This window comes from Streptomyces sp. ISL-99 (assembly GCF_018614005.1).
GTDB classification, from domain to species: Bacteria; Actinomycetota; Actinomycetes; order Streptomycetales; family Streptomycetaceae; genus Streptomyces; species Streptomyces flavidovirens.
Map to the genome: position 1 here is coordinate 350011 of NZ_JAGGPC010000022.1, position 8307 is coordinate 358317.

Sequence of the window (8307 nt, forward strand, 5' to 3'; positions counted from 1 at the left end):
GCCTGCGGAGGCGACGTCAGCCGCCCTGCGGCGTTCCGCCGGTGAGGTGGACGGGCAGGCTGCGGTGGCCGTTGGAGATGAACGACGCCACGGGCAGCAGACTGTCCGCCGGGGCGGCAGGCGCCAGTTCGGGGAAGCGCTCGAAGAGGGCGGGCAGGGCGATCTGGGCTTCCAGCCGGGCCAGCGGTGCTCCGAGGCAGAAGTGGACGCCGTGTCCGAACGCGAGGTGTTCCTTGTTCAGCCGGGTTACGTCGAACCGGTCCGCGTCCTCGCCGTGGAGCGCGGGGTTGCGCCCGGCGGCGGCGTACGCGGCGAGGATCGCCTCGCCCTTCTTGATGGTCACTCCCCCGGTCTCGATGTCCTCCACCGCGTAGCGCAGGGGCAGGTTCGCCACCGGCGAGTCGACGCGCAACGTCTCCTCGATCACGTCGTTCCAGGTGGCTCTGCCCGTCCGGACCAGTTCGAGCTGGTCCGGATGGGTGAGCAGTGCGTGGACCGCATTGTCCAGCAGGTTGACCGTGGTCTCGTGCCCGGCGCTGATCACCAGGAGCAGGGTGTCGACCAGTTCGGCCTCCGACAGCCGGGAGCCGTCCTCCTCGCGGGCGGAGATCAGGACGCTGGTCATGTCGTCGCCCGGTGTCTGCCGCTTGAGGGCGACGAGGTCGGACAGGACGGTGTGGATGTCCTGGAAGGTAGCGGCGGCCTCCTCCGCGGTGGCGGCGGTGTTGAAGATGCTGTCCACGAGACGGCGCAGTTCCTTGCGCGTGCCCTCGTCGCTGACACCGAACAACTCGCAGATCACCTGGATGGGGATCGGATAGCAGTACTCCTCGCGCAGATCCACCGCTTCCCCCTGAGGCGTGGCGGCGAGGCCGTCGAGCAGGTCCGCGACCATACGCTCGATACGCGGGCGCAGCGCCTCGGTGGCGCGCGCGGAGAAGGCCGTGGAGACCAGCTTCCGCAGCCGCCGGTGGTCGCCTCCGTAGGCGGTGAACATGTTCGTCACGGCGACCCAGGTGAACAGCGGCCACTCGGGGGTTATCTCCCCGTTGATCCACGCGGACCAGTGCCGGCGGGGGTCCTTCGACACGCGAGGGTCGGTGAGCAGCTCCTTGAGCAGCGCGTGGTCACTTACTGCCCACGCCACCACCTGGCCAGGGAGTTCCACCAGCGCCGCCGGTCCCCGTTCCCTGATGCGGGCTCCCTCGGCGTGGATGTCCGCGCCGGAGACGTCGATGACGAGGGGGCGGGGTTCGTGTTCCATGTACTGGCTCCAGGGGTCTCGTCCGTGGTGACGACCGGCACGCTGATCGGTGGGAAGCGCACAGGCAGGGCGGCCAGAGCCCGGTGGAAGGGCCCCTGCCGCCACTCCAAGCGGCCTACCCCGACGGCGAGTTCGGCATCCGGAAGCCGGTCGAGGAGTTTTTCCACGGCGACCGCGGCGATCAGCCGGGCGGGGCTCTTCGCCGGGCAGGTGTGCGCGCCGGCGCTCCACGCCAGGTGCGCCCGGTTGCCACCGCGCCGGTCACCGGCCAGGGCCGGGTCGGTGTTCGCCGCTGCCAGGCTGACCAGGACGGGCTCGCCCTCCCGCAGCGCGGTTCCGTCGAGCTCCAGGTCGTGGAGCGGGTAGTGGATGGCGTAGTTCGCCATCGGCGGGTCCGTCCACAGCACCTCGTCGAGCGCGTCCTCGACGGGCAGGCTGCCGCCGGCCAGGTCGCCGCCGAACCGGTCGTCGGACAGCAGCAGCCGCAGGCCGTTGCAGATGAGGTTCTGCTGGGGTTCGGTGCCCGCGCCCATGAGGACCACGAGCTGATGCATCATCTCCTCGTCGGTGAGCTGCGCGGGATGGGCCATCAGCCAGGACGTCACATCCGCTCCCGGCCGCTCCCGCTTGAGAGCGACGAGTTCGGCGACGCCCTCGGTGAGAACCGCGTTCGCCTTCTCGGAGTCGGCATTGGCGTCGAAGATCCCGGACATGCCCTCGACCAGCTTGTCTCCGATGTCGGGCGGGCAGCCGAAGAGCTGGTTGAAGACGAGCAGCGGCAGGATCGCCCCGTACTCGCCGAGGAGATCGGCCTGCCCCCTGGGGCCGAACCGGTCGATGAGGGTGTCGGCGCTGTGCTCGACATAGCCGCGCAGCGCGTTCGGGTCGACGCGGCTCAGGCTGTCGGTGATCGCGCCACGCAGCCGCGCGTGCTCGTCGCCGTCGGTGAACAACGCGTTCGGCCGGTACATCATCATCGGTACGACAGGGCTGTCCGCGGGCACCGTCCCGTCGGCGAGGGCCCGCCACCTGCGCGGGTCCTTGGAGAACCGGTCCGGGCTGCGCAGCACCTCCAGGGCGGTCTCGTAGCCGGTGACGAGCGTCGCGTGGACGCCGGGGGCGATCTCCACCGGTGCGACGGTGCCGTGCGTGCGCAGCCGTGCGTACGTCGCGGCGGGGTCCGCGGCGAATTCCGGTCCGTACAGCGACTCAGCCGTACGAGCGGCGGCCGTGCCCGCGTGCGCCGGGCAGCCGGGCGGTGCGGTGCCCGGCGCGGGCTGGGGAGTGGTCATCGGTGCTCCTGAGAGGTGCGGGTCTGGAGGTACTCGACAAGGGAGATCAGCGCCTCGGTGGAGGATGCGGCGTCCCGTGCGTCGCAGGTGATGAGGGGGGTTTCGGGGAGGAGATCGAGGGCTTCGCGTATTTCCGCCACGGGGAAGACCGGTGCGTCGTCGAACCGGTTGACGGCGACCGCGTACGGCATGCCGTGCTCCTCCAGCAGGCCCATGATGTCGAAGGACTCGTCGAGTCGCCGGGTGTCCGCGAGCACCAGTGCGCCCAGGGCCCCGTTCAACATGTCTTTCCAGAGCGAGGTGAAGCGTTTCTGCCCGGGAGCGCCGAACAGGTACAGCACCAGTCGCTCGCTGAGGGTGAGACGGCCGAAGTCCATGGCGACGGTGGTCGTGGTCTTGTCCGGACTCCCGGCCAGGTCGTCGATCAGCTCACTGGCCTGCGTCATGGTCTCTTCGGTACGCAGCGGCCGGATCTCGGACAGCGTGCCGACGAACGTGGTCTTGCCGACCGCGAAGTGACCCACGATCAGAATCTTGACCGCGGCCCTGACCGTGTCGGAGACATACACCTGGCCGACCTGGTCAGAGCCTGGAGCGGAGACCATCGAGCACCTCCTGCAGAAGCTGGTCGTCGGGGAGTTGGGCCCTGGGGATGGGGGGCCGCGTGGAGATGTGGCCGCTGTCGATCAGGTCGCTGAGCAGGACCTTGGTGACGCTGATCGCCAGCGCCAGGTGCCCTGCCACTTCGGCGACCGACAGGGCTCCTCCCCGGCACAGCTCCATGACGCGGCGCTTCTCCGGACTCAGGCCGCCGAGCGGGCGGTCGGCCGCAGCCGTCACGAGCGTCACCAGGTCGAGCGTGTTGCGCGTCGGATGCGCACGGCCGTCCGTCACCACGTAGGGGCGCACGAGTCCGCGTTCACGCCGGTGGGGTGGGCTCATGCGGTACGGCTGGTGCCTGGCCGGGCCGGTACCGCGTCCTGGCGGGGCGGACTGGTCAGTTCCTTGCCCAGCCGGTCGACGAGCTTGTGCATTCCATAGGTGACCGCCTCCATGTCGACGTTCTGGGTGGCGGAGACAGCCAGGTACGCGCCCGCCCCCGCTGCCACCAGGAAGACGTACCCGTCGGCGAACTCGACGAGTGTCTGCTGCCACGGGGAGGATTCCTGGGCGCAGAACTCCGCCGTGCTGCGGCTGATCGACTGGAGCCCGGACAGCGCTGCGGCCTGCCGTTCCGCCTCGTCGCGCGCGATGCCCTTGGAATGCGCCCGGAGCATGCCGTCGGCGGACAGCAGGATCGCATGGCGGGCTTCCGGGACCTTGAGGACCTCGTCGAGCATCCAGCCCAGCTCGTTGGCCATATGGTCGTTCATCCCTGCGGATTCCCTTCATCGTCTTGCGAGGCGGCGCGCCCGAATCGGGTGCCGCGGGCGAACGCGCCCATGCGGGTGGCGGTCTCGGCGGCCGGGCGGGCCGGGGTGTGACCGGCGCCGGGCGGCGGCGCGGCGGCGGATGCCTGGTCGCCCGCCGCGTGGTCCTGGGCGGCGGCGCGGCGGCGGCGCTTGGGCAGGCCACCTGTGGTGGACGCCTGAGCGGTCACGGGAGCGGGCTCCTTCTCGGGACCCGGCCGGGCTTCCGGAGCACGGGACGTGTGGTCCGCCCGGGGAGCGGCGGCCGGAGCGGACACCGGCGCAGACACCGGAGCGGGGGCCGACTCGGCCTCCGGGGGAATCGCCGTCCTGGGGGCGCGTACGCGGTTGAGGAGTTCATGGGGGAGGAACAGCACAGCGCGTACTCCCCCGTAGGGCGACCGGGTGTCGACCGAGACGGTGAAGCCGTACCGGGCGGCGAGCACACCGATGACGGCGAAGCCGAACTGCGGCGGGTCGCCGAGCCGGTTGATGTCGATGTCCTCACGGCCCGACAGGCGCCGGCCCGCCTCCTCGGCCTCGCGCGAGTCCATGCCGACTCCGGCGTCGTCGATGACCACACAGACGCCGTTGTGCGCGGGCTGGACGCTGACCTCGACCGTGGTGTTGGGCTGCGAGTGGCGTGCCGCGTTGTCCAGGAGTTCGGCGACCGCGAGGACCACCGGCTCCACCGCGCGGCTCACCACGTCCATGTCGACCCGCGAGTGGACCACGACACGCCGGTAGTCCCGGATCCGCGAGGTGGCGCCGCGTACGACGTCGATCAGCGGCGAGGCGACCCGCTGCCGCCCCGGCCACGACCCGCAGAGAACGGCGATGGCCTGCGCCCTGCGGCCGAACTGTGAATTCGCGTGGTCGATCTCCAGCAGGTCCTGGAGCACATCGGGACTGTCGTGCCGGTCCTGCATCTCGGAGATGGACAGCTGCTGTTCATTGGCCAGGGCTTGGAGTGCGCGCATGGCCGCCTTGAGCGTCGCTCTCGCCGACTGGTCGGCTCGGGCCCGCGCCGTGTCGACAGCTTGGGTGAACAGGTCCTGGACCTGCTGCAGGCTCTGTCCGTACGCCGTCGCGGCCAGCCGCGGGTCGAGCAGGCCGGGCACGGGTACGGGCTGCTGATGCGCCTGGGCCAAGAAGGAGAGACGGGCCTCTACCAGGTGGGCGGCCTCCGCGTCACGGGCGCGCAGGGTGTCTTCCAGCGCCGTCAGGCGTCGGCGCAGAGCGGCGGTGAGCCGGCGTTGGCGTACCAACAGGACCAAGCCTGCGAGCGCACCGGCTGCAAGGCACCAGATCACCGCCTCCAGTATGTGTTGGGTCATCAATTCCTCATGAAGGGGGGCGAGGTGGAGCAAAGGACGGGGTCAGCGCGATGCCGGGGGAATCATCCGAACTCCCGCGCCCACCAGGGGCACTGGAGCCGCCGATCATCCTAGGAATGGCAGGCGGCTTCAAGTTGCGTTACGTATCAGGCCATACTCGCGCGACGTCCATGCTGAACGGCGGGCGGTGCTTACCAGATGGACTCGACCCATTCGGGGTGGTCAATGAACGGGTTCCGGTTGTGCTGGTAGGTGCTGTATATGACTTCGTTGCGGCGCTGTTCGAACGTGTCCGGCGGGTCCTGGAGCGACCACTGCTTCAGGACGCTGAAGCGGCCGATCGCCGGAAGGGAGCCGTTGCCGACCCGGTCGTTGGGTTCGAGGTCGGCAAAGCCGTCTCCGCCGTCGTACCGTACGGCCATGTAAAGGATCACGCGGGCCACGTCGCCCTTTACGGCATTACGGGGCTCGAAGCTGTCGGCGTCGGTGTAATTGCCCGTCGCGCCGGACACGGTGCTGCCGCCGTTGTCGAAGTCCTTGTTGCCGCGGATGTTGTTGACGGTGACGTCTTCGGGCCGCAGGTGGTGCAGGTCGGCGCGGGGTCCGGTGGTGGTTCCGAAGTCGCCGTGGGACTTGGCCCACACGTGCTCGCGGTTCCAGTCGCCGGTGTTGCCGCCGTTGCGGGTCTTGGCGATGGACTTGCCCGTGTACAGCTCGATGACGTTGGCCGTGTTGGCCGGGTCCTGGTCGGTGTTCTTCAGCGCCGTCCACACCTGGTCGTACGACACCGTGGACTGTGAGCTGATGATCGTGTGCAGTGCGCTCTTGAGGGCGGCACCGGTCTTGCCGTCCGCGGCCGCGTAGTACGAGCTGACGTCCGAGGCCGCGGCGACGGCGGTTGCCCGGTTGACGGCACTCGAAACGGCGGGGCGGGCCTGCGTGGGGGATGCTGCGGCCATGCCTGTGAAAGCGGCCGCGACCAAGGCGGCGGCCCATCTCGGGTTGGTGCGACGGGACATGGGGATGGTGACCTCTCACGGGTGCCCGACGAGGCGGGCAGTCACGACGGTGGTCGGACCCTGCCATACGACGGGCAACCTCGGATGACATCCACGGAACAACCACAATTAAAGATCACAACTGTTCACCATCGGCCAAGTGACCTTCAGTACGCGCGAGTAACCGACGAGCAGTCCGGTATGGCAGGCTGCTCGCGTGGAAGAAGGGCTGTGGCTGCGGAACCAGACATGGGCAGACCTGGACCCGGCGGGCCGCACGTTCGACGCGGACGTCGCGTACGACGTCGTCGCCGCGGTACCGATGCCGGATCAGGACGCCGGACGGACGTGGGATTTCCGTTACGAGCAAGCCGTGACCCGGGCGCTGGCCGAGCGGTTCGGCACCTGGGTCGTCGGCTGGAACGACTCGACGCACTTCGGCGGTCCGGTCGCGGCCTGGTGCTGCCCGTCCCATTCGGTCACCACCGAGGAGGAGACCCCGGACCGGGTCGTGGACTCGCTCGAGGAGTGGTGGGACTGGCTGCAGGAGCTCGCCGAGAAGTTCGACCGGCTCTCCCCCGCCCCGGACGCCTCGGCGGAGGACCGGCAATGGGCGTGGGAGCGGGCGACGGCCCGGCTGGCGACCGTGGTGCTGGACCGCACCTCCTGCGAGGCGGGCTGGTACGGGCACTGCCAGCTGGTCCTGCGCTGGTACCTGGAGAGCAACGGCGTTTCGCCCCGGCGGGCGGAAGAGTTGGTGGAGGACGCCGTCGGAGGCCGGTTCGAGAGCTGGACGGATCCGGGGCCGCTGCTGGTCGGTGACGTGGCCGAGCGGATCGCCGCCCATGCGGACCGCTGACGCCGGAACCCCCGATGATCTGCTGGTGTGGCAGGACGTACGCGAGCGGGTGGACTGGGCCCGGGCCTGCCCCGAGGTGACCGGCCCGGTACGCGCCGCCCGCGACGGCATCGCGGACCACGCGGCCGCGTCCGGGCCCGCGCGGGGCGAGGAGCGGGCCGAGCGGCTGGGGGCGGCCTGGCGGCAGGCGTACGCCGACGCGTGCGCCGGCCGCTGCCTGGACTTCGAGCGGCTCGCCGGCTGGCAGCGGACCGTACTCGGCGTTCCGCAAGCAGCGTTCCGTACCGGCACGGCCTTCGCCAAGGGGGGACGCGAGCGGTACGGGCTGCACGGGGACACCGAGCGGCGCTTCGCCGCCTGCCTCGCCCAGAGCCGCGAGCCGGCCGTACCGCTGCCCGCGAGGGCCGCCCGCCTGTACCTCGACGTCGCCTTCTTCCATCCCTTCGACGACGGCAACGGCCGCGCCGCGCTGCTCGCGCTCGGCCACCTGCTCGCAGCCGAGGACATCGTGCTCGGCTGGGTCGCCCCGCTCACGGTCGCCCGTTACGCCGACGATCCCGACGCGGCGGCCGAACTCGCCCACGTGACACACCGGCTCATCACCCGCCCGCCCCACCGTACGACTGCTGCTCCCGGACTGCGGACGCAACATCATGCTGAGGATGCGGACGCTGCTGCGTCGCTTTATGGAGTAATTGCATAACACGCAGACGCGTTGCAACCCGCCTCGTCTGCTTTCCGCCAGTTAGAGTTCGACGCCTCATGGCAAGCCGTACGTCACCGGCGAATGGGAGACATGATGCCCCTCTATCTCACGAGATTCAGTTACACGCCGGAAACCTGGGCCAGGCTGATCGGCAATCCAGAAGACCGCGGAAAGGCCGCGCAAGCATATGTCGAGTCGGTCGGGGGAAAGCTTCATGGATTCTGGTACGCCTTCGGCAGACACGACGGATATACCCTCTGGGAAGCCCCCGACAACGTTTCCATGGCCGCGGTCGCGTTGGCGATTACGGGAGGCGGCGCGCTGAGCTCGTTCGAAACGACAGTCCTGCTGACCGTTGGCGAAACGATGGACGCCCTGCGCAAGGCCGACCAGATCCAGTACCGACCGCCTGGCGCCTAATACTGCAGCCGCGGTTATGGGG

General features: G+C 69.7%; 10 protein-coding genes. 3 read left to right on the plus strand and 7 right to left on the minus strand.

The genetic code is table 11. The annotated features are described in order from the left end of the window. Positions 1-16: 16 nt before the first annotated feature. The 7 genes from J7E91_RS14470 to J7E91_RS14500 form a co-directional block, all read right to left on the minus strand. Complete coding sequence (locus tag J7E91_RS14470) at positions 17-1150, minus strand: cytochrome P450 (protein WP_308376531.1); 1134 nt, start codon at positions 1148-1150, stop codon at positions 17-19. Further along, entirely contained in the window at positions 1132-2556 is a 1425-nt protein-coding gene (locus tag J7E91_RS14475; RefSeq protein WP_251015619.1) for a cytochrome P450, read from the minus strand. The genes J7E91_RS14470 and J7E91_RS14475 overlap by 19 nt, the downstream gene beginning before the upstream one ends. Beyond that, a complete protein-coding gene (locus J7E91_RS14480) occupies positions 2553-3161 on the minus strand; it encodes an ATP/GTP-binding protein (protein WP_214903349.1) in 609 nt (202 codons plus the stop codon). Before J7E91_RS14480 ends, J7E91_RS14475 begins: the two co-directional genes overlap by 4 nt. Then, on the minus strand, positions 3139-3498 hold the full coding sequence (locus tag J7E91_RS14485) for a DUF742 domain-containing protein (protein ID WP_214903352.1): 360 nt from the start codon (positions 3496-3498) through the stop codon (positions 3139-3141). The genes J7E91_RS14480 and J7E91_RS14485 overlap by 23 nt, the downstream gene beginning before the upstream one ends. Then, entirely contained in the window at positions 3495-3929 is a 435-nt protein-coding gene (locus J7E91_RS14490) for a roadblock/LC7 domain-containing protein (RefSeq protein ID WP_214903355.1), read from the minus strand. The genes J7E91_RS14485 and J7E91_RS14490 overlap by 4 nt, the downstream gene beginning before the upstream one ends. Then, positions 3926-5302, minus strand: a complete 1377-nt coding sequence (locus tag J7E91_RS14495) for an ATP-binding protein (protein ID WP_214903358.1) — start codon at positions 5300-5302, stop codon at positions 3926-3928. Before J7E91_RS14495 ends, J7E91_RS14490 begins: the two co-directional genes overlap by 4 nt. 191 nt (positions 5303-5493) lie before the next feature. Next, positions 5494-6321: an endonuclease I family protein gene (locus tag J7E91_RS14500; protein WP_214903362.1), complete on the minus strand. Its 828-nt coding sequence runs from the start codon at positions 6319-6321 to the stop codon at positions 5494-5496. Positions 6322-6517: 196 nt separating this feature from the next. On the opposite strand from J7E91_RS14500, the gene J7E91_RS14505 reads away from it, so the two are divergent. The 3 genes from J7E91_RS14505 to J7E91_RS14515 all read left to right on the plus strand — a co-directional run bounded on the left by J7E91_RS14505 (position 6518) and on the right by J7E91_RS14515 (position 8285). Beyond that, complete coding sequence (locus tag J7E91_RS14505; RefSeq protein WP_214903365.1) at positions 6518-7159, plus strand: hypothetical protein; 642 nt, start codon at positions 6518-6520, stop codon at positions 7157-7159. Then, entirely contained in the window at positions 7146-7862 is a 717-nt protein-coding gene (locus tag J7E91_RS14510; RefSeq protein ID WP_214903368.1) for a Fic family protein, read from the plus strand. Before J7E91_RS14505 ends, J7E91_RS14510 begins: the two co-directional genes overlap by 14 nt. A 96-nt stretch (positions 7863-7958) precedes the next feature. Then, positions 7959-8285 (plus strand): GYD domain-containing protein, encoded by a 327-nt coding sequence (locus J7E91_RS14515; RefSeq protein WP_214903371.1) that lies wholly within the window; start codon positions 7959-7961, stop codon positions 8283-8285. The last annotated feature ends 22 nt before the right edge of the window (positions 8286-8307 follow it).